Annotated in this window: 17 protein-coding genes; 8 read left to right on the forward strand and 9 right to left on the reverse strand. The window is 56.3% G+C overall.

From position 1 onward, the window contains the following. The first annotated feature begins 37 nt into the window (after positions 1–37). Positions 38–1531, forward strand: coding sequence for an MDR family MFS transporter (locus OQV00_RS00370; protein WP_004869040.1), 1494 nt, complete (start codon positions 38–40; stop codon positions 1529–1531). Here OQV00_RS00370 and OQV00_RS00375 read toward each other — a convergent pair. Then, positions 1528–2442, reverse strand: coding sequence for a LysR family transcriptional regulator (locus OQV00_RS00375; RefSeq protein WP_004869036.1), 915 nt, complete (start codon positions 2440–2442; stop codon positions 1528–1530). The two genes, OQV00_RS00370 and OQV00_RS00375, sit on opposite strands and share 4 nt — an antisense overlap. A gap of 102 nt (positions 2443–2544) precedes the next feature. Here OQV00_RS00375 and OQV00_RS00380 point away from each other — a divergent pair, with 102 nt between their 5' ends. Both OQV00_RS00380 and OQV00_RS00385 read left to right on the forward strand, forming a co-directional pair. Continuing rightward, a complete protein-coding gene (locus tag OQV00_RS00380; RefSeq protein WP_004869035.1) occupies positions 2545–3171 on the forward strand; it encodes a pyridoxamine 5'-phosphate oxidase family protein in 627 nt (208 codons plus the stop codon). A gap of 2 nt (positions 3172–3173) precedes the next feature. Beyond that, on the forward strand, positions 3174–3644 hold the full coding sequence (locus OQV00_RS00385; RefSeq protein WP_266279662.1) for a nuclear transport factor 2 family protein: 471 nt from the start codon (positions 3174–3176) through the stop codon (positions 3642–3644). A 17-nt stretch (positions 3645–3661) separates the two neighbouring features. Here OQV00_RS00385 and OQV00_RS00390 read toward each other — a convergent pair whose 3' ends face one another. Continuing rightward, positions 3662–4198, reverse strand: a complete 537-nt coding sequence (locus OQV00_RS00390) for a carboxymuconolactone decarboxylase family protein (RefSeq protein WP_004869032.1) — start codon at positions 4196–4198, stop codon at positions 3662–3664. A 117-nt stretch (positions 4199–4315) separates the two neighbouring features. Here OQV00_RS00390 and OQV00_RS00395 point away from each other — a divergent pair, with 117 nt between their 5' ends. The 3 genes from OQV00_RS00395 (at position 4316) to OQV00_RS00405 (ending at position 7232) form a co-directional block, all read left to right on the forward strand. Next, positions 4316–5221 carry an AraC family transcriptional regulator gene (locus tag OQV00_RS00395; RefSeq protein WP_064359687.1) on the forward strand — a complete coding sequence of 302 codons (906 nt, stop codon included), beginning with the start codon at positions 4316–4318 and terminating at the stop codon, positions 5219–5221. A 316-nt stretch (positions 5222–5537) separates the two neighbouring features. Beyond that, entirely contained in the window at positions 5538–6347 is an 810-nt protein-coding gene (gene nlpA / locus OQV00_RS00400; RefSeq protein WP_015585503.1) for a lipoprotein NlpA, read from the forward strand. A gap of 24 nt (positions 6348–6371) precedes the next feature. Continuing rightward, entirely contained in the window at positions 6372–7232 is an 861-nt protein-coding gene (locus tag OQV00_RS00405; RefSeq protein WP_004869025.1) for a DMT family transporter, read from the forward strand. Here the strand turns inward: OQV00_RS00405 and OQV00_RS00410 are convergent. Continuing rightward, complete coding sequence (locus OQV00_RS00410; RefSeq protein ID WP_004869023.1) at positions 7224–7778, reverse strand: NUDIX domain-containing protein; 555 nt, start codon at positions 7776–7778, stop codon at positions 7224–7226. The genes OQV00_RS00405 and OQV00_RS00410 overlap by 9 nt on opposite strands. A gap of 168 nt (positions 7779–7946) precedes the next feature. Between OQV00_RS00410 and OQV00_RS00415 the strand changes: the two genes are divergently transcribed. Both OQV00_RS00415 and OQV00_RS00420 read left to right on the forward strand, forming a co-directional pair. After that, positions 7947–8726 carry an MBL fold metallo-hydrolase gene (locus tag OQV00_RS00415; RefSeq protein WP_004869022.1) on the forward strand — a complete coding sequence of 260 codons (780 nt, stop codon included), beginning with the start codon at positions 7947–7949 and terminating at the stop codon, positions 8724–8726. 26 nt (positions 8727–8752) lie between these two features. Next, entirely contained in the window at positions 8753–9706 is a 954-nt protein-coding gene (locus tag OQV00_RS00420; protein WP_004869020.1) for a GlxA family transcriptional regulator, read from the forward strand. Here the strand turns inward: OQV00_RS00420 and OQV00_RS00425 are convergent. The 6 genes from OQV00_RS00425 to OQV00_RS00450 all read right to left on the reverse strand — a co-directional run bounded on the left by OQV00_RS00425 (position 9703) and on the right by OQV00_RS00450 (position 18081). Next, the gene (locus OQV00_RS00425) at positions 9703–10752 is read right to left on the reverse strand and encodes an NAD(P)-dependent alcohol dehydrogenase (protein ID WP_004869018.1); all 1050 of its coding nucleotides are present in this window, start codon (positions 10750–10752) and stop codon (positions 9703–9705) included. The two genes, OQV00_RS00420 and OQV00_RS00425, sit on opposite strands and share 4 nt — an antisense overlap. Before the next feature lie 227 nt (positions 10753–10979). Further along, the gene (locus OQV00_RS00430) at positions 10980–11279 is read right to left on the reverse strand and encodes a putative quinol monooxygenase (protein WP_004869015.1); all 300 of its coding nucleotides are present in this window, start codon (positions 11277–11279) and stop codon (positions 10980–10982) included. Position 11280: 1 nt separating this feature from the next. Beyond that, on the reverse strand, positions 11281–12288 hold the full coding sequence (locus tag OQV00_RS00435) for a zinc-binding alcohol dehydrogenase family protein (RefSeq protein WP_015585507.1): 1008 nt from the start codon (positions 12286–12288) through the stop codon (positions 11281–11283). Between the two features lie 340 nt (positions 12289–12628). Further along, a complete protein-coding gene (locus OQV00_RS00440) occupies positions 12629–13516 on the reverse strand; it encodes a hypothetical protein (protein ID WP_227499890.1) in 888 nt (295 codons plus the stop codon). A gap of 748 nt (positions 13517–14264) precedes the next feature. After that, on the reverse strand, positions 14265–15374 hold the full coding sequence (locus tag OQV00_RS00445) for an HNH endonuclease (protein WP_023339338.1): 1110 nt from the start codon (positions 15372–15374) through the stop codon (positions 14265–14267). A 373-nt stretch (positions 15375–15747) separates the two neighbouring features. Next, entirely contained in the window at positions 15748–18081 is a 2334-nt protein-coding gene (locus tag OQV00_RS00450) for a primase-helicase zinc-binding domain-containing protein (protein ID WP_266279666.1), read from the reverse strand. Positions 18082–18091 lie beyond the last annotated feature (10 nt).

The following is an 18091-nucleotide window of genomic DNA, read 5'->3' on the forward strand; positions in this document are numbered from 1 at the left end:
TAATTATACATTTAATTAATTTCAAGCGAGTGATGTGATGACATCTCAAGTCGCGACCCAACCGGCACCGTCGATCCGTCTGCTGTTTAGCGCGCTGATGCTGGTTATGCTGTTGTCGGCCCTGGATCAGACCATTGTGTCGACGGCGCTACCCACGATTGTTGGTGAGCTCGGCGGGCTGGATAAGCTCTCCTGGGTGGTCACCGCCTATATTCTCAGCTCGACGATTGTCGTACCGCTGTACGGTAAATTTGGCGATCTCTTCGGTCGCAAGATTGTGCTCCAGGTGGCAATCGTGCTGTTCCTGGTCGGTTCCGCGCTGTGCGGCGTCGCGCAGAATATGACTCAGCTGGTGCTGATGCGCGGGTTACAAGGGCTGGGCGGCGGCGGTCTGATGGTGATCAGTATGGCGGCGGTGGCCGATGTGATCCCCCCGGCCAACCGCGGCCGCTATCAGGGGCTGTTCGGCGGGGTATTCGGCCTGGCGACGGTGATCGGGCCGCTCATCGGCGGCTTCCTGGTGCAGCACGCCTCATGGCGCTGGATTTTCTATATCAACCTGCCGCTGGGGCTGTTTGCGCTGCTGGTGATCGGCGCGGTTTTCCACAGCAGCAATAAACGCAGCCAGCACCAGGTCGACTGGCTGGGCGCGATTTACCTGAGTATGGCGCTGCTGTGTATCATTCTCTTCACCTCTGAAGGCGGCAGCGTGCGTGCGTGGAACGACCCGCAGCTCTGGTGCATACTCGCCTTCGGCGTGGTGGGGGTTATCGGATTTATTTATGAAGAACGGATCGCCGCGGAGCCGATTATCCCGCTCTCCCTCTTTCGCAATCGCAGCTTTCTGCTGTGCAGCCTGATTGGCTTTGTCATCGGGATGTCGTTGTTTGGTTCGGTCACCTTCCTGCCGCTCTATCTGCAGGTGGTGAAGGCGGCGACGCCGACCGAAGCCGGGATGCAGCTCATTCCGTTGATGGGCGGGCTGTTGCTGACGTCGATCGTTAGCGGGCGCATTATCAGCCGCACCGGCCGGTATCGCATGTTCCCGATTCTTGGCACGCTGTCAGGGATGGTAGGGATGGTGCTGCTGACGCGCATTACCATTTACTCGCCGATGTGGCAGCTGTATCTGTTTACCTCCGTGCTGGGAATGGGTCTGGGACTGGTGATGCAGGTGCTGGTGCTGGCGGTACAGAACGCCATGCCGGCGCAGATGTATGGCGTGGCGACCTCCGGCGTGACGCTGTTCCGTTCGATCGGCGGTTCCATCGGAGTCGCGCTGTTCGGCGCGGTGTTCACCCATGTTCTGCAAAACAACCTGCAGCGTCTGCTGCCGGCAGGGACGGAGCTGCCGCGGGCGCTGAATCCGGCCGCGGTGCATAACCTGCCGTCGGAGATCCGCCTTGATTATCTCGATGCCTTTGGCTCGGCGATTCATGCCGCCTTCCTGATGGCGGCCTGCATCATGGCGGTGGCCTTTCTGCTCTCATGGCTGCTGAAAGAGGCGCCGCTGAAAAAGGTGGCGAACTAGCCGGTTGCCGCGATGCGCGTCAGCGCCTGGCGCAGCATCGGCGTGGCGAAATCGAGAAATTTCCGCAACTTAAGAGGTGCCAGCCCGCGGGCGGTATACAGCAGGTGTACCGGCGCAGGCTCCGGTTCCATCGCCTCCAGTATCAGCGTCAGTTCACCGCACGCCAGACCAGCGATGGCCTGGTAGTGCAGCAGGCGCGCTACGCCGGCCCCCAGTCGCGCGGCATCGGCGGCGCTTTCCGGAGTGGTCACGCAGAGCACCGGCTGAAGCACCACGTGCCGGTCTTCCGCCATGGCCGCCTTAAACCGCCAGCCGCGATAGGGCATCGGTGATTCAATACGAATGGCCGGCAGCGTGCTCAGCTCACGCGGGCGCTGCGGGTGTCCGTGTTTTTCCAGCAGCGTCGGGTGGGCGCAGGTGACGATACGCATCTCGCCCAGGCGGGTGGCAACCATTCCGCTATCCGGCAGCGGACCAATGCGCACCGCGAGATCGATATGCTCGTCGAGCAGATCGGCATTACGATCGCTGAGCAGTAAACGGACGCGAATTTGCGGGTAACGTGCGAGAAACGCGGTGACAACTGGCAAAACATGCTGTCGGCCAAACATCGTCGGTGCCGCGATCGTCAGCTCGCCCTTCGGCTGCTGATATTCCCCCGCCGCCTGGCGTTCGGCCAGGTCAACCTCTTCGAGAATCCGCCGTGCGGCGGCGACATAATCGATGCCGGCGTCGGTCAGCGTCAGCTTGCGGGTGGTGCGGAGCAGCAGGCGCACGCCGAGCGTGCTCTCCAGCTCGGCAATATGGCGGCTGACGGTGGTCAACGGCATATTCAGCGCCCGTGCTGCCGCCGACATGCTGCCCAGTTCAGTGACTTTTACCAGCAGCGCCATGGCGCTCAAGCGATCCATAATTATCCCGTTTTCCGGAAAGATGATTGTCAGTATCGCAGTATTATCATTTATGGCGGCAGAGTCCATGATGAGCGCAGTAATCGCGCGTTCGGAGGATCTATGCCGGGGGACTTTCTCGATATTGCCATCACGCCTGATGTGATGGACGTTCAACATGAAATGGGGAGCGATGGTCTGTGGCAGTCGCCGTATCGCCAGCGCAGGGGAGAACGTTTCGGCGCCAGTGAAGAGGAGATGATCGCCACCCGCGACAGTGTTTATCTGGCAACGCTATCGCAAACCGGCTGGCCCTATATTCAGCATCGCGGCGGGCCGCCGGGTTTTCTCCATCTGCTGGATGACGCCACGCTGGCGATGGCGGATTTTGGCGGTAACCGGCAGTACATCACCACCGGCAACCTGCGCGGCAGCGACCGTGCCTGCCTGTTTTTGATGGATTACCCGCGCCGCGCCAGGCTGAAAATCTATGCCACCGTCGAGGTGCTGGCGAAGGACGATGATCCGGGGCTGCTGGCTCGGGTCACGCCGGACAATTACCGCGCCAGGGTGGAACGCCTGTTTCGCTTTCATCTGCAGGCGTTTGACTGGAACTGTCCGCAGCACATTACGCCGCGCTACAGCGCCCGGCAGGTGGCGGAGTATAGCCAGACGCTGCAGCAGCGTATCCAGGCGCTGGAGCAGGAAAACCTACAGCTACAACAACAGTTAACGCTAAAAGGAGAGTGACCATGACCGAAGTTCGCCCGCCGCTACCGCCGTTTACACGGGAAAGCGCGCTGCAAAAAGTTCGCGCCGCCGAAGATGGCTGGAACAGCCGCGACCCACAAAAAGTGGCGCTGGCCTATACGGCCGACAGCCAGTGGCGCAATCGCAGTGAGTTTGTCCATGGACGCGCGGAAATCATCGGCTTCCTGACGCGAAAATGGCAAAAGGAGCAGCAGTACCGGCTGATTAAGGAGCTGTGGGCATGGAACGATAACCGTATTGCGGTGCGTTTCGCCTATGAATGGTGTGACGACAGCGGCAGCTGGTTCCGCTCATATGCCAATGAAAACTGGGAGTTTGATGAGCATGGCCTGATGCATACCCGCTACGCCTGCATTAACGATCTGCCAATTGAAGCGCAGGATCGCCTGTTCCATTGGCCCCAGGGGCGCCGCCCCGATGACCATCCGGGACTGAGCGAGCTGGGGCTATAAACAGGCGATGTTACGGGTTAATCGGCTTTCGGGAAGTCGACGACCGTATCATTCACCCGGTTCACCATATTGGTGAACAGAATGGCGCTCACCGCGCTGATAATCTCAATCACCTGCTGGTCGCCGAAGCCGGTGTTACGCAGTGCGCTGACGTCGGCTTCCGGGAGCGTGCCGCGAGTGCGCACCAGGGTCTGGACAAACTTGACCAGCGCGTCGAGACGGGCATCTTCAGCAAACTCGCCGCGGCGCAGGGCATGGATTTGCTCGCCGCTGTAACCCGCTTTTTTGGCCATTAACGTATGCGCCGCCAGGCAGTAATCACAGCCGGTGGCTTCGCTCACGGCGAGGTTAATCGCTTCCAGCTCTTTGGCATTCAGGCTGCTTTTACTCAACATCGCGTTATGCGCCAGCGCTTGCTGCAATGCTGCCGGTGAATGACCGCCGATGGTCAAATAGGCATTGGGCACTTTACCCATCGCTTTTTTGATCGCCCCGAAAATTTCTGCGGCTTTACCGGTGACGTCTTGTTCACGAATATCAGCTAAACGGCTCATGGTGTGCTCCTGTGTCTGTGAGGGTGTGATGTGGCAATGGCGACATCTTAGGGATATGCGGCGTGCTAGACTGAGGCTCTTCGTCTCATTTTTTAGTCTTATCGTCTCAGGAGTGGCATGGACAGTCTCAGTCATCTGTTGGCGCTGCTGGCGCCGCGCTGCGAAGTGAATCTGCACTGCCGGTTTGGCGGTCGCTGGCAGGCCGGGCATGAGCAGATGCGCAGCGGCGTGGTACCCTGGCATTTTGTGTTGCGTGGCGAGGGGCGACTGACGGTCGGCAAACAGACCCGGCAGATGCGGGCGGGCGATGTCATCTTGCTCCCGCACGGCTCGCCGCACCTGATGGAAAGCCTGGTGGAGTGGGGGCAGATCCTGCCTGTCGCCCACCGCTTTAACGGGACCCTGACCGAGGTCCGAACCGGTACCGACCAGGATGCGCTGGAGATGCTGTGCGGCGAATTTTACTTCGGCCCGCACGTCAGCTGGTTGTTTGCAGAACCGGCGGACTTGATTCATCTGCACACCGACGAGCGGGCGGAGTGCCCGGAACTGGAGCTGCTGCTTAACGTGCTGGTACGGGAGAGCCTGATGGCGCGCCCCGGCGGCGGGGCTATCGTGCGTAGCCTCGGCGACACGCTGCTGGTTTTGCTGCTGCGCACGCTACTGGGTAGCGAAGCGCCGCCGGCAGGGCTACTGCGACTGATGAGCGATGAACGACTGATGCCCGCTGTTTTCGCGGTGCTGGAAACGCCGGAGCAGCCCTGGACGCTGGAGAGTATGGCCGCCCGCGCTTTTTTGTCGCGCGCCACCTTCGCCCGGCATTTTGCCCGCGCGTATCACCTTACGCCGCAGGCCTGGCTTTCACAGCTGCGGATGGCAATGGCTGCGCGTCTGCTGCGCGTGGAGCGGCAGACCAACCTTGATGTGATTGCCGGGCGCTGTGGGTTCCAGTCGCAGGCCTCGTTCTCGAAGGCGTTTAAAAAACTGTATGGCGTGACGCCCGGCGAGTGGCGGCGTCGGTAAGCGGCTTGTCGCCGATGATCCTCGTGGCGGCCGGTGCCGCCAGAGGCGTAAACAAAAAATAGTCGTCCGGTTTTCGATTGTGACGCCCGGCACGCGCGGGCCAGAATCCGCCGTATCACCAGCGAACCGGAGGACTGATGGATTTCGCACAACAACAGCAACAGGCGACGCCTGTGCTGCTGGCGCATGAAGCCAACCACCGGTAGATGATTTTATTTCCGGTTGCTGTTTTTGCAGTTTAAAACCTGACCATAAAGTCGTTATAGTTTTGGACGAAAAATAATAACGACTTCTATGGACTGACAGGGTAAAAATGATGAAATTGCGTTTACGGACAGCCGCCGCCGTGGTGCTGGCTGGTCTGCTGCTGGCAGGCTGCGACCAGCAAGGTAGCGATGCGAAACACATTAAAGTCGGCGTCATCAACGGCGCGGAACAGGATGTCGCGGAAGTGGCTAAAAAGGTCGCCAAAGAGAAATATGGCCTGGATGTCGAGCTGGTGGGCTTCAGCGGTTCGCTTCTGCCTAACGAAGCGACGAACGCCGGCGATCTGGATGCTAACGTCTTCCAGCACCGGCCGTTCCTGGAGCAGGATAACAAAGCGCACGGCTACCATCTGGTGGCGGTCGGCAACACCTTCGTGTTCCCGATGGCGGGCTATTCACGCAAAATAAAATCGGTGGCCGATCTGCAAGACGGGGCGACTATCGCCATTCCGAACGATCCCACCAACCTGGGGCGCGCGTTGCTGCTGTTGCAAAAAGAGCAGCTGATTACCCTGAAGGCGGGGACTGGCCTGCTGCCTACGGCGGTCGATATCACCGCCAACCCGCGTCACCTGAACATTATGGAGCTGGAAGGGGCGCAGCTGCCGCGCGTGCTGGACGACCCGAAAGTGGATGTGGCGATTATCAGCACCACCTATCTTCAGCAAACCGGTCTCTCGCCGGTGCATGACGGGATTTTTATTGAAGATAAAAACTCGCCGTACGTGAATATCATCGTGGCCCGCGAAGAGAATAAAGACGCGGAAAACGTGAAGGAATTTATGCAGTCCTATCAGTCGCCGGAAGTCGCCAGGGCGGCAGAGACTATCTTTAACGGTGGTGCGGTTCCCGGCTGGTAATCGTCAACACAAGGAGAGGTGAATATGGTCCGGCAGCGTCAGGCGGATTTACTGCTGGTAGCCGCTACGGTTATCGCCGCATGTGGGTGGATATTTTCTCGCGAAGCCATCGCGGGGATGCCGGTTTTCGCCTTCCTTGGGCTGCGTTTCTTTTTTGCGGCGCTGCTGCTGCTGCCGTTTTGTCGCGGCTTCCACGTGGAGAGGCGACACTGGCGGCAGATGACGATCGGCGGGCTGTGGTTTGCGCTGAACCTGTGTCTGTGGATCTACTCGGTCTCGACCACCGCCTCGCTGGGCGAGGGGGCGTTCATCATGAGCCTGTCGATGCTGTTTGTGCCGCTCACCGCATGGGTGATGATGAAAACACGCCCGGCCCGGGCATACTGGGAGTGCCTGCCGGTCGCGATCGTCGGCCTCGGGCTGCTGAGTCTGCATATGCCGATTGCCTTCCACCCCAGCCAGGGCTGGTTTCTGCTGACCGCGCTGGTGCAGTCGATCTGGTTTTGCTACACCAGCCGCTGCGCCCGCGATGTGCCCCTGATCCCGCTGACCACCGTGCAGCTGGCGATTACCGGGCTCGTCGGGCTGGGGATCTCCGCCGCCGTCGAAACCTGGGACCAGCCGTTTACGCTACCCACTTTCGGCTGGCTGCTGGCCAGTATTGTTATCGCCACCAGTCTGCGCTTCGGCCTGCAAATGAAGGGGCAGAAGTACGCGGCGGTGGCAAGCGCGGCGATTATCATGGTGCTGGAGCCGCTGTTGACGGTTATTGCCGCCGCGCTGTGGTACGGCGAACAGCTGCCGTTGCAAAAGATTATTGGCGGTATGTTAATCCTGGTGGCCCAGCTGTGGTTTCGCTGGCGGATGCTCAGGCCGTTACGCTAAACCGTGATGCTGCTGCGCCATCAGATGCAGCAGCGGCACCAGCGACAGCCCGTCAGGCATCTCGCCGCGGGCGATCAGCTGGCTAATTTCGGCGAAGGTAAACCAGCCTGTTTCCATCACCTCATCCTGATCCTCATCCATTCCGACATACGTCAGATCGCGGGCAAGCCAGGTGATAAACAGCTGGTCGCTGCTGCCATAGGAGGGGTTGTAGCGGATAATTTCTTCGGCCTGTTTCGCCTGATAGCCGGTCTCTTCCCGTAGCTCGCGCAGGGCCGCCGCGCGCGGCTCTTCCCCTTCATCAATACCGCCGGACGGAATAGCCCATACCACCTTATCGATCAGATACCGATAGTGGCGGATCAGCAGTACTTTGTCCTGCTGCATGGCGACAATCCCTACCGCCGGGCGCGGATAATGGACAGAGTAAAAATCGCGGCGCTCGGCGTCGGTGACGTCGATGGCCACCTTACGCATGCTGAACCACGGAGTGTGCGCAATCACTTCGGCGTCGTGCATATCGGCGACGGTCAGTCTCTTTTTCATCGTAGCCACTTCCTCAGAAAACGAGCGTTCAGGACATCATAGCCAGAGGCGGATAGCAACTGCAGAAAGTTGGCCCAATCTCATCGATCATTGCCCAAATGCCCATATTGCGCCAGGCTGGTGGGACGTACGATGTTCGCCAGATAACCGCGAAGAGGAGTGAACATCATGAAAATGACCCATATCCGTAACTCAACTCAGATTATTGAATATGCAGGAAAAAAGTTCCTGATTGACCCGATGCTGGCGGATCGTGGCGCCTGGCCGGGATTCCCGGGCACCGCCCGCGCAGAGCTGCGTAACCCGTTGGTCGGGCTGCCTTTTTCCCTTGAAACTATTATTGATGTCGATGCGGCGATCGTCACCCATACGCATGATGATCATTGGGATGAGGCGGCGATCGCCGCGATCCCGAAGACGCTGCCGGTTTTTGTCCAGCATGACGGTGATGCCGGACTGCTGCGTGGACAGGGATTTCAGGATGTCCGCCTGCTGTCGGAAGAGAGTGAGTTTGCCGGCATCCGCTTACAGAAAACTACTTCCGGGCAGCATGGCAGCGACCGCACCTATGCCGTGCCGGCTATGGCGGAGCGCCTGGGCGAAGCCTGCGGCGTGGTGTTTCGCCATCCGCAGGAGAAGACGCTGTGGCTGGTGGGCGATACCATCTGGCGCCCTGAAATTGAGGCCGATATGCTACGGCTGCGTCCCGATGTGGTGGTGCTGAATGCCGGCTACGCGCACGTGATTGGATTCGGGCCGATTATCATGGGCAAAGAAGATGTGCTGAAAGCCCATTTTACCCTGCCAGAGGCGAAAATTGTCGCTATCCATCTTGAAGCGGTCAATCACTGCCTGCTGAGCCGCGAGGAGCTGCGCGAATACGTGGCGGACAATCAGATTGCCGATTCTGTCAGCATCCCGCAGGATGGGGAAAGTATGATCTTTTAAGCCCGCCGCGGGGAACGGAGAGGATGATGAAATTAACCGATGTCGCAATTGTTGCCGTGGACGGGTTCAGCCCTTTTCACTACTCGGTTCCCTGCATGTTGTTTGGCGATAGCGTCTCGGAAACGAAACGTTTTAAGCTGCAGATTTGCGCCGAACGGCCGGGATTGTTGACCGCGCCCGACGGCTTTGCGCTCAACGCCAGCGCGGATTTCACCGCCCTTGAGCAGGCTGATATCGTGGTGGTGCCTTACTGGGGAGCGGTGCATCAGCGTCCGCCCCAGTCGTTGCTGGATAGCCTGGTGCGGGCAAGGGAGAACGGCGCTGAAATCGTCGGGCTATGCCTCGGCGCCTTTGTTCTCGGCTATGCCGGGCTGCTGGATGGCAAACGGGCGGCGACCCACTGGGAGTTTGAGCAGGCGTTTCAGCGGCAGTTTCCCGAGGTGCGGCTGGATATCAATGCGCTGTACGTCGATGACCAGCGGATCATCACTTCAGCGGGCACCGCGGCGGCGCTCGACTGCTGCCTGTATATCATTCGCCAGCGTTTCGGCAGCCTCGCGGCGAATCAGATCGCCCGACGTATGATCGTGCCGCCCCATCGTGAAGGGGGCCAGGCGCAGTTTATCGCCCAGCCGGTACCGAAAAATACCCGCGACGCGCGGATTAACGGCCTGCTGGAGTATCTCCAGCAGCATATCGCCGAACCGCACAACCTCGACTCGCTGGCGCAGGTGGTAGCAATGAGCCGGCGCACGCTGACTCGTCACTTCACCAGGGCCACCGGCATGAGCATTGCCGACTGGCTGACCATTGAACGTCTGCGGCGCAGTCAGCTCCTGCTCGAAACGGGGAATATGCCCGTCGAGCAGGTGGCGGAAAGCGTTGGATTCCGCTCCGCCGTGACCTGGCGCCAGCAGTTTAAATCCCGCTTTGGCGTCAGCCCGGCGGAGTGGCGGCGCACCTTCCGCCGCGGGACTTAACCGGCGAGCGTCGCGCTGTCGATCACGAAGCGATATTTGACATCGCCTTTGACCATACGCTCCCAGGCTTCGTTGATCTGATCGGCGCGAATCAGCTCAATATCGGCGACGATGCTGTGTTCGGCGCAGAAATCGAGCATCTCCTGAGTTTCCGGGATCCCGCCTATCATCGAGCCCGCAATCGCACGACGGCGAAATATCAGATTAAACACTTCCGGCGAAGGATGCGGGCTGGCCGGCGCGCCGACCAGGGTCAGAGTGCCATCGCGTTTGAGTAACGTGGTGAAGGCATCGAGATTGTGCGGCGCCGCTACGGTGTTGAGGATGAAATCGAAGCTTTTCACGTGGGCGGCCATTTCATCCTCGTTGCGTGAGACAACCACCTCATCCGCGCCCAGCGCTTTTGCCGCTTCCCGCTTCGATTCTGAGGTGGTAAAGGCCACCACGTGGGCGCCCATGGCGTGGGCCAACTTAATTCCCATATGTCCCAACCCGCCAATACCCACAATGCCGACTTTTTTCCCCGGCCCGACGTTCCAGTGACGCAGCGGAGAGTAGGTGGTAATCCCCGCGCAGAGCAGCGGCGCCACGGCGGCGAGTTGTTCCTTCGGATGGCGAATATGCAGCACGTAGCGCTCGTGTACCACAATCTGCTGCGAATAGCCGCCGAGGGTGTGTCCGGGCGCGTCTGCCGTGGGGCCGTTGTAGGTGAGAATCATATGGTCGCAGTAGTTTTCCAGTCCTGCTTCGCACTCTTCACACTGTTTACAGCTGTCGACCATACAGCCGACGCCGACCAGGTCGCCAACGTTGAACCCCGAGACCTGATTGCCGATGGCGGTCACCTGGCCGACGATTTCATGCCCCGGCACGCAAGGATAGAGCGTACCGGCCCATTCAGATCGCGCCTGATGAAGGTCGGAGTGGCAGACGCCGCAGTAATCGATGGCGATCTGCACATCGTGGGGGCCCGGGTCGCGGCGGGAGATAGCCATCGATTTCAGCGGTTGGGTGGCGGAGTACGTACCAATAGCATTGATCTGCATAGCGAAACCTCTTTCTGAATGAACGTGCTGGATGATTCGGAGGGGATGACCTGCTTTTTGGCGGCAACGGTAAGCGTAGCCTGGCCAGCGCGGGGCGTGGGGCGATTAGCTCAGAGTGTTAAACAGAAAAGGGAAAAAGAGACGGGGTAAAAAAGACGGGATAAAAAAGGAAGGGGGTAAAAGAGGCGGGATCCCTGCCTGACAGGGAACCCGCAGCGTTGAGGCGATTATTCAACCGGTGTCAGATAATCCAGGCGCAGCGGTTCAGCCAGCAGGCTGTCCATTTGCGCGATAAAGGCCTGAAAGTGCGGCAGGGCGATGTGCGCCTCCAGCGCGGACGGGTCACGCCACGACTCGCGCATGTAGAAGGTGTCCGGCGCATCGCGCAGCTGAAACAGGGCGTAATCCAGATTACCCGCTTCCTGACGGGTCGGCTGTAACAGCGCTTTCAGCGCCTGCCGCAGATCGGCCGTTTTTCCCGGTTTGGCTTTCAGAACCGCAATGGCAGATACCGTGTCGCTCGTCATCTTAAAACCCTTCCAGCACGATTTTGCCGACCGCGCGCCCGGTTTCCAGCTGGGTGTGCGCTCTCTGCAGGTTACTGGCGTTGATTGGACCGTAATGCTCGCCCAGGGTCGTTTTGATGGTCTTATCGTCAATCAGGGCCGCCACCCGGGTCAGCAGCTGATGCTGGGCCAGCATATCCGGTGTTTCAAACATCGAACGAGTGAACATAAACTCCCAGTGCAGCGAAATGCTTTTGGCCTTCAGCGGGCGGGCATCGAGGGTTTCCGGATCGTCAATCAACGCCAGCTTGCCCTGTGGGGCGAGGGCCGCAATCAGCTGCGCGTAATGTTGTTCAGTACTGTTGAGGCTGGCGACGTGCGTCACGGCGTTTACCCCAATCCGCGCCAGTTCTTCGCTGAGCGGCTTGCTGTGATCGATAACATGGTGTGCTCCGGCATCAAGTACCCATTTTTGGCTTTCCGGGCGCGAAGCGGTGCCGATGATCGTCATACGCGTCAGTTTGCGCGCCAGCTGCGTGAGAATGGAGCCGACGCCGCCCGCCGCGCCGACAATCAGCAGCACATCCCCGGCGTTGCCGCCTTCCTGCACGCCAAGACGGTCGAACAACAATTCCCATGCGGTGATGGCGGTCAGCGGCAGGGCGGCGGCAGAGGCGTTATCCAGCGAGCGCGGCTTCAGGGCGACGATCCGTTCGTCGACGAGCTGAAACTCGCTATTACTTCCCGCGCGCCCCAGCGCACCGGCATACCAGACTTCATCGCCCGGCGCGAACAGCGTGACCGCCTCGCCAACCGATTTTACGACGCCAACCGCATCCCAGCCCAGCACGCGCGGGGTATCGCCGGTAAATCCGGCGCGGACTTTGGTATCCACCGGATTCACGGAAATCGCCTTCACTTCAATGAGCAGGTCATGCCCTGCAGCAACCGGAACCGGCAGCTCGATGGCGCTTAAAAATGGGACGTTACTGCCTGCGGTAGCGGCGCGGGTAATGGCAATCGCTTTCATATACTCTCCGGTTTTAAATGGGATTTCTGTGGGAATCCATTAATGGTAGACCCCTGATGGGAAGGGAAAAACGGGGCCTGGGCGATAAGAGTTATATTGAAAAGCTGAAAATCGGTTTGGGGATAGATTTTGAACTTCCTGCCAGAATGACTGAGTCGTTTGGAAATCGCACCACTCTGCCCTGATGCATTCATTAGAATTTATTCGACCTCAGGCATCTCCTGATGTTTGAAGCCGTGAGACGCTAACATCAAGAGCAGACCGATGTGAGAAAGGTAAGACGATGAGTATGCGCAGCAATCAGGGATTCTCACCAGTATGAGAATGCCCTTTTCCAATATCAGCTTATTGCACCTAATGTACATTCAACTTTTGATTTTATCTCCGCGGCATCTTTCTTGCTGACTTCAATAAAGCCCTGCGCATCATATGGCACTTGCCTTGTTTGCTCGTCTTTAAACACCTGCGGGCTAATATCTATCCATGCTTTATCTTTCAGTTTTCTGGCATAGAAAGACAACTCATGATTGTTATAGGTAATTTTTGCCAATACTTTGCCTTGAGCTGTCCTGAAATCGCTATAGCAAACCGCCTTATTATCCAGTGTTATTTTGGTCGGGTCTGCAGGAGTGAGTTTTGGCGGGGTTGGTGTTTGGGGGCTCAGTTGCTGATTTCTGACCAGCGCAGCGCCAGAATGTTTACCATTGTCGTAGCAGATGGAGCCAATGGCCAGAAAGAGAGCAAGCGTAATGATGGATTGTAGCCAAAATCTATTGCCCGCTTTCTCTAATTTAGCTTGTTGTTCTTTCACCTTTGCATTCAGGTTAAGAACTTCTCTGGCTAATTCCCGGCTTTCTACCTGGACCGTCGCTAAAGCCTCTATGCTCTTATTTGCTGCCTTCAGATTGTTAGTCGCGATGGCGTATTGATCGCGTAAGTTTGAGAGTTTTAACGCATTCAGATCGGCTTCTCTTTTGCACTGTATCGCAACACGTTTAGTCTGGTGGAGATCGTCTTCAAGAGCGTTAATTTTACGCTTCAGCCCGTTAACTTCTGCTGTGTTATCCGCATGCCGATCCTCGTCTTCATCGACTTTCAGACGCAGCAAATCAGCAGGATTAATCCCGAGTTTTTGCATATTTGCTGCCGCCATTTTTAAGGCGGTGGCTGCTTCATTGGCACTACTATTATGAAGTGCAGAGCTAATAAGTTTCTTTATTCTTTTCATTTATATGGTTGGGATATATTTTTACAGCATTTTACGCTTTTAAATTTTTTGGATAAGGTCGGTTTGATCAAAAAACAACGCAATCTCTAGACGAATCCTATAACCGGCAATGAAGGAAGAACGCATCAAATAATACGATTCATCACCAGGAACGAAGGCAATGCGCGACATCCTGTTCTGGGTTTGGCGAGCGTTGCAGATGATGGTGTATTTTTTGCGCGGATGTCAGCAACCATCGATGGTCGCCTATGGACGATAGTTTTCTTCGCGTATTTTTTAATGAGAAAGTGACTAACGGGGGAGCATTTTGGCGGAAGATCACAGGAGTGATATTTTGTTTTTATGTTGTTGTTTTTATTTGAATTTATAAATATATATTTATTTTTTATACATATGCTTATACACATTTGTTTGACTGACAAGCTATCTATAGATAAAGCACCAGTGACCGTTCTTATCTAAAAAACTTTTTTTTAGAAAAACTGTTCACACTGTTCACTACGCATTTTTATCTTTATTATTCATGCGGTTATGTGGTGAATAGTTGGTGAACAGTGAACACTTTACTGTTCACCTCCACAGGTTATAGGTACAAGCGCTATAGTCTGCTGTGAGTGAGGAACGGAAGCTCGCTCTTTAATGCAACTGCAACCATCACTGCATGTGTAGTTTAAAAGTATGCCGTTGAGTTATTAATCCACTTCCCTGTGATTGTATAGATTTATTTTTCATCTCTATAAAATAAATATTAGTACATATCAAAGATTGATTTCACTCTATTTTCATGCCTTTTGAAACCTGTTCCCGCGCCCAGACAAGAGAGAGAGATTATAAGTTCATCATCGTAAGTAGAGATGTCGCGGACAAATCCAAACACAGTCTGAACATGACGTCCAGTCATAGCTCCGAACTTCGCGCTAGAACTCGTGCAATACCAAGGTTGAAATGTGAATTCCACTCTTAAATTATAACCTCGGTAATATGCTTTTTTTACCTCGTCAACATCATTAAGACCACCTTCGATAGTCGAAAAGTAGAAGGGTGCTTGTATTGAAATGAAACTTCCCATTTCAACGAGCGCTCTAAGGTCATTCCTTTTATTGAGTATTGGTGTTATGTCGATAACCGGAGTGTTTTTTAACACAATATCAAGGATTGAGCCGAGATAACTTGCAATATGAAATGCGCCACCAAAATCAAGGAAATAAAATCTTCTGCTCTTATCAATATTCCATTTCAAATCATTTGTAATAAATCCTCGATCATCAATAAATCCGTCTTCTTTTAGATTATTGAATTCACCAAGGTCACCTATAGTGAAACCTAACTTTTCAAAAAGCTCAAAAACACGACGGCAATTTATCCAATCCCAACGAGCAGAGCTTCGGGCGGTTTTTAGATTGAAAAGAGTCTGGATATCATTTTTTCTGACAATCATCTCCCACCTTTTCTTATATTCTCTAAGCTCTTTTGGATTCAGGTTTTGACTTAAAGACTTTTTTGTGTGAGCTAGATCATGACAATCTAAGCAAAGTACAGCCAAATTTTCTATAGAATGGTCTCGTGAAACAGACCATTCCTCTATATGGTGAACGATGATTGACTTGTGCTGTTTACGGCAAACACAACAAGTTCTGCGGTTGTGCCAAAGTAAATTTATCAGTGTACTTTCAGGTATAGGAGGTCGTTCACCCGAATGAAGCTGCTTTATATCAAGCTTAGATAAACCAATTCGTGAAAGCATTTCAGCGTTCATTTGTTTTAAGAACTTCAGAGTAAACCCTTTAGCAGAAAGATTTTCTGCTAACTCACTATCTATGCCTCTAGAAAGGAGAGCGTTTATAGTTCTTTGACTCATTTTTAATCCTTATGCATCTTCAGCCTAGAGTGAGCTCATTTCTGCAAACAACTGCTATCCTCACTGCGAGGCGTTATGAACACTTAGTGGCCACCTTTGTGGCTGTAAGTCAGATTGTAAAACATTTCCGACTGACTCCCCACAAGTTAGCAATACATAAATTAGCCGGATCCGCTTCTGGCACCGAGCAGTCTGATAACGTTTGAAGGTAAAAAGTTTTTTCTGGAAAAACTGTTCATACTGTTCACTCGGTGTTTTTGTTTTTTATTTTCATGATGTTAGCGGGTGAATACTCAGTGAACAGTGAACACTTTACTGTTCACTCTGGCCGGTGAGCAGGCAAAAAAAGACCGGCAATGCCGGTCCGGGTAGGTTATGTTGCGGTGGGTTCGTCGCACTTCGGCAGCCAGTCGGCGTTGCTTTCCTCCCTGAGGGCGAGATTGGTCTGCATACCCTGATTTGTGCGGCGTTTATCGTAATTCAGTCCGTACTCTTTCAGCATGGCAGAGAGCCCTTTGCCAAACATGGTCAGGCTGAGTGCATTCCTGTAGCCGTGGGCCTCCATGTACACCAGATAGGCGTGATACAGATACAGGCGCGGCTGGCGCGGGATAATGTTGGCGTTCCCCATATACATCCCGTCTGGCTCCGGCAGTGCCTCCAGATAGCCGCAAAAATCAAACGTCGGGTCAGCGTCGCGCTTGATGCTGAGCGCCTCGTCGGAGTTCTGCTGCGACTGGAGCAGGGCGCGGGCACTCATCGGGTCGCTGAACTGCTGCATCAGCTGGCGCACAATCACGGCCAGCTCGCGGGCGATTTTATCCCTGAGCTGCGGGTCGCGCTCCTCCGGGGCTATCTGCTCCGGGAAGTGGATGATTACCCGGCGACGTGACACGCCGCCGCTGCGGTCGGTGAAGCGCATCGGGTTATTGTTCACGGCCAGAATCACCGCCGGAATATGCGTCGAGTACGGGTTCTGGTATTTCGGGTCGACCGACACAGCATCGCCGCCGGTGATGGCCTTGAGTCCGGCACCGTCACCGCTCCATTTCTCCTGGTCAGGCAGACGAATGAGCGAGAAGCCAATCAGGGAGGCGCGCTTACGGGGGTCTTCCAGCGTGTCGATATCGGCTGACGTGGCGTTATCCTCTCCGGCCAGCATCGTGGCAATTTCGGCGAGAATACTTTTCCCGCTGCCACCGGGGCCGGTGACTTCGAGAAAAAGCTGCCAGTCGTAGCGGTTCGCCAGCACCATAAACAGTGCGGCCAGAATCACGTTACGTTTTGTCGGGTTGCCACTGGCCGCCCGGTCGAGCCAGCGCCAGAAGTTCGGCGCGTGGGTCTCCAGCGTTTCGCCTTCCACCGGCGGGGTAAAATCCACGTCACACAGGGTGCGCAGCCAGTGCGATTTACTGTGCGGGCTGAATATACCTGAGCTGGTATCGAGCACCCCGTTGCGAAAACCAATCAGACGGCGTGCCGGTGCCTCCTGCTGCGGAATAATCAGTTTCAGGGTCTCCACCACCGAGGCAATTCTCCCCGATGAGAACGGGGCGCGCAGGCGCTGGAATAGCCCGGCCACGTCGCGGGCAAAGTCAGACGGCGTTATCACCTTCCAGATGCCGCTTTCATAGCGGGACAGAAGCTGGCCGTTGGCATCCACGGCCAGCGCTTCGCCGTAATGCTCATGCACCCGCATCGCCTTATCACTGGCGCTCATGGCGGTAAATTCCGCCTCGCTCATGGTATCGAACGGGCTTTGGGCCGCTGGCCGGATGGCGGCATAAATGGCTTTCCGCGTGGCGTCTTCGCCTCTGAGCATCACCGCATCATTCCAGTCACCAAACACCGGCGGCAGGGCAACAACGCCCTCGCAGGCTGCTGCGGCCGCAGCGGCTTTTGTCTGGCCGTCGCCGTTCAGGTCACGGTCGGCGGCGAGGATGATCTGACAGGCCGGGTGTTTCTGACGGGCCAGGCTCGCCAGAGAAAGAAGGTTCACGGACGACAGCGCCACCATGACGGTTTCTCCGGTCAGGTGATGCACGGTAAGCGCGGTCGCATAACCCTCCGCTATCCACAGGCGTTTTCCGGCCTGTTTCTGCCCGTCGATGAGATGGCATGCCCCTTTGACCTGCCCGCCCTTCAGGGTGCGCTTGAGCCCCTCAGCATTAATAAGCTGGAGGTTAACCAGCGCGCCGGTTTCGTCATACAGCGGCACCGCCACATCACCGGCGCGGTAGGCCACGCCGCCGGTTTTGTGCGACGCGGTCAGCGTCAGACACTCACGACCGGCAAAGCCCTTGCGGGTCAGGTAGGCGTTGCCGGTGGCCGGGCGGGTTTTCTCCAGCAGTCTGACGGCCAGCGCAATGGCCGCTTTGCGGTCGGCCTCCGTTCCGGCCTCTGCGGCCGCCATTACCTCCGGGGCCACCGGTGGCAGGTGGCCGGTGACGGCGTCCACCTTCCCGGCGGCCTCGGATGCCGATATGCCGAACACCTTCTCAACCAGTTTCAGGCCGTCACCGGCGCCGCACTGGTTACAGAACCATGTGCCGCGCCCCTCTTTATCGTCAAAGCGGAAACGGTCAGCGCCACCACACACCGGGCAGGCCTGATGGCGGTTTTTTATCACTTTCATTCCCAGTGCCGGGAGAATGCGCGGCCAGTGGCCGCACGCCTGTTTTACGGTGTCCGTTACGTTCATTTTCATGGTTTTTTCT

Origin of the sequence: Klebsiella sp. DY2415, from assembly GCF_026314315.1 — a bacterium.
GTDB lineage: Bacteria > Pseudomonadota > Gammaproteobacteria > Enterobacterales > Enterobacteriaceae > Klebsiella > Klebsiella ornithinolytica.

Coding starts and splice junctions, on each gene's coding strand:
- OQV00_RS00385 (WP_266279662.1), top strand. CDS start 3,174: ATGACCGAAGTTCGCCCGCCGCTACCGCCGTTTACACGGGAAAGCGCG.
- OQV00_RS00415 (WP_004869022.1), top strand. CDS start 7,947: ATGAAAATGACCCATATCCGTAACTCAACTCAGATTATTGAATATGCA.
- OQV00_RS00380 (WP_004869035.1), top strand. CDS start 2,545: ATGCCGGGGGACTTTCTCGATATTGCCATCACGCCTGATGTGATGGAC.
- OQV00_RS00450 (WP_266279666.1), bottom strand. CDS start 18,081: ATGAAAATGAACGTAACGGACACCGTAAAACAGGCGTGCGGCCACTGG.
- OQV00_RS00430 (WP_004869015.1), bottom strand. CDS start 11,279: ATGACGAGCGACACGGTATCTGCCATTGCGGTTCTGAAAGCCAAACCG.
- OQV00_RS00425 (WP_004869018.1), bottom strand. CDS start 10,752: ATGCAGATCAATGCTATTGGTACGTACTCCGCCACCCAACCGCTGAAA.
- OQV00_RS00440 (WP_227499890.1), bottom strand. CDS start 13,516: ATGAAAAGAATAAAGAAACTTATTAGCTCTGCACTTCATAATAGTAGT.
- OQV00_RS00390 (WP_004869032.1), bottom strand. CDS start 4,198: ATGAGCCGTTTAGCTGATATTCGTGAACAAGACGTCACCGGTAAAGCC.
- nlpA (WP_015585503.1), top strand. CDS start 5,538: ATGAAATTGCGTTTACGGACAGCCGCCGCCGTGGTGCTGGCTGGTCTG.
- OQV00_RS00395 (WP_064359687.1), top strand. CDS start 4,316: ATGGACAGTCTCAGTCATCTGTTGGCGCTGCTGGCGCCGCGCTGCGAA.
- OQV00_RS00375 (WP_004869036.1), bottom strand. CDS start 2,442: ATGGATCGCTTGAGCGCCATGGCGCTGCTGGTAAAAGTCACTGAACTG.
- OQV00_RS00405 (WP_004869025.1), top strand. CDS start 6,372: ATGGTCCGGCAGCGTCAGGCGGATTTACTGCTGGTAGCCGCTACGGTT.
- OQV00_RS00445 (WP_023339338.1), bottom strand. CDS start 15,374: ATGAGTCAAAGAACTATAAACGCTCTCCTTTCTAGAGGCATAGATAGT.
- OQV00_RS00410 (WP_004869023.1), bottom strand. CDS start 7,778: ATGAAAAAGAGACTGACCGTCGCCGATATGCACGACGCCGAAGTGATT.
- OQV00_RS00370 (WP_004869040.1), top strand. CDS start 38: ATGACATCTCAAGTCGCGACCCAACCGGCACCGTCGATCCGTCTGCTG.
- OQV00_RS00435 (WP_015585507.1), bottom strand. CDS start 12,288: ATGAAAGCGATTGCCATTACCCGCGCCGCTACCGCAGGCAGTAACGTC.
- OQV00_RS00420 (WP_004869020.1), top strand. CDS start 8,753: ATGAAATTAACCGATGTCGCAATTGTTGCCGTGGACGGGTTCAGCCCT.